This window comes from Streptomyces diacarni, assembly GCF_003323715.1.
GTDB classification, from domain to species: domain Bacteria; phylum Actinomycetota; class Actinomycetes; order Streptomycetales; family Streptomycetaceae; genus Streptomyces; species Streptomyces diacarni.
In genome coordinates this window covers 1-2,163 of sequence record NZ_QOIN01000018.1, presented here as the reverse complement: position 1 = coordinate 2,163, position 2,163 = coordinate 1, and the positions used below count along the sequence as shown (strand labels likewise).

1 protein-coding gene is annotated in these 2,163 nt (G+C 71.4%); it reads left to right on the top strand.

From position 1 onward, the window contains the following. The coding region (locus tag DTL70_RS00105) for a type I polyketide synthase (RefSeq protein ID WP_245978853.1) at window positions 1-2,163 on the top strand (2,163 nt) is incomplete at both ends.

The following is a 2,163-nucleotide window of genomic DNA, read 5'->3' as shown; positions in this document are numbered from 1 at the left end:
TTGCCGCCCTGGCCACTGTGCACGCACACGGCGTGGACGTGGACTGGGAGCGGTTCGTACCGGGCTCCGGCCTGGTGCAACTGCCCACCTACGCCTTCCAACGCCAACGCCACTGGCTGGATGGTTCGGTGATCGCGCCGGACCGGGTCACGACCGTTGCGGCCAGGCGGAACGGTCCGCGGCGGAGCGGTCCGCGGCGGTCTGCGCCGAGAGGCGATGAGCTGGAACTGGTGCGTGCGCACGTAGCAGCGGTGCTCGGCCACGGATCGGCGCGCGACGTCGACAGCCACACGACCTTCAAGGACCTGGGCTTCGACTCCCTCTCGGCCGTCGAGCTCCGTAACGCGCTGAACAAGGCCACCGGACTCTCACTGCCCTCCGGCCTCCTCTTCAACCACCCGACCCCGGCCGAACTCGCCGAACACCTCGCTGACCAGCTCCTCGGCCCGGACCAAGGCCGGGGCCGGGAGGACGACGAGTACGAGGCCGTAGCCCTTGACGAGCCGATCGCGATCGTGGGCATGGCATGCCGGCTGCCGGGAGGGGTCGCCTCTCCGGAGGACCTGTGGCGTTTGATCAGCGACGAGGTCGATGCGATCGGCGGTTTCCCGACCAACCGGGGCTGGGACCTCGATGCGCTCTTCGCCCCCGATCCGGACAGCCCCGGCAAGACCTACACCACCCAGGGTGGGTTCCTGCACGAGGCGGACCGGTTCGATGCCGCGTTCTTCGGCATCAGTCCGCGCGAGGCGGCGGCGATGGACCCCCAGCAGCGGCTGCTGCTGGAGACGGCCTGGGAGGCCGTCGAGCACGCGGGCATCGACCCGACCGCGCTGCGCGGCAGCCGCACCGGTGTGTACGTGGGTGCGACGGCACAGGAGTACGGGCCGCGGCTGCACGAGCCGTCCGGCGGGAACGACGGCCACCTGCTGACGGGCACCACCGCCAGTGTGGCCTCGGGCCGGCTGGCCTACACCCTCGGTCTTGAGGGCCCGGCGGTGACGGTCGACACCGCATGCTCCTCGTCGCTCGTCGCGCTGCACCTCGCCGCGCAGTCTCTGCGCCAGGGCGAGTCCTCCGTGGCCCTCGCCGGCGGTGTGTCCGTCATGGCAACGCCCGGCATGTTCGTGGAGTTCTCCCGGCAGCGCGGGCTGTCACCGGACGGGCGGTGCAAGGCGTTCTCCTCGTCGGCGGACGGCACGGGCTGGGCCGAGGGCGTGGGTCTGCTGGTGCTGGAGCGGCTGTCGGACGCGGAGCGCAACGGGCATCAGGTGCTCGCGGTGATCCGGGGTTCCGCCGTGAACCAGGACGGTGCGAGCAACGGCCTCACCGCCCCCAACGGGCCCGCGCAGGAGCGGGTCATCCGCGCCGCGCTGGCCGGCGCCCGGCTGTCGGCGTCCCAGGTGGACGCAGTGGAGGCGCACGGCACGGGCACCAAACTCGGCGATCCGATCGAGGCGCAGGCGCTGCTGGCCACCTACGGCCAAGACCGCGAAGAGCCGCTGCGCCTCGGCTCGCTGAAGTCGAACATCGGTCATACGCAGGCCGCGGCGGGTGTCGCGGGCGTGATCAAGATGATCATGGCCATGCGTCACGGGGTTCTCCCGGCGACGCTGCACGTAGCCGAGCCGACGGCGCACGTCGATTGGTCGGCCGGCGCGGTGGAGCTGCTCACGGGGGCCCAGGAGTGGCCGGAGGCCGACCGTCCGCGCCGTGCGGGCATCTCGTCCTTCGGCATCAGCGGTACCAACGCCCACCTCATCATCGAGCAGGCCGCCGCAGCCGAAGCGCCGGTGGCGGAAGTGCCGGTGCCGGGTGTGGTGCCGTGGGTGGTGTCGGGCAAGTCGGGGGCTGCTCTGGAGGAGCAGGCGGGGCGGCTGGTGTCGTTCGTGGAGGAGCGGCCGGGGTTGGATGTCGCGGCGGTGGGCCGTTCGCTGGCGGTGTCGCGTACGCGCTTCGATCACCGTGCGGTGGTTGTGGGGGAGACCCGGGAGGAGCTCCTGGACGCTCTGCGGGCGCTGACTCCCAGCGAGGCCGTCTCGGCGGGTTCTGTGGCGTTCCTGTTTTCGGGGCAGGGGAGTCAGCGTGTGGGTATGGGGGGTGAGTTGTATGCGGGGGAGCCGGTGTTCGCGGCTGCCTTTGATGAGGTTGTTGCGGCGTTGG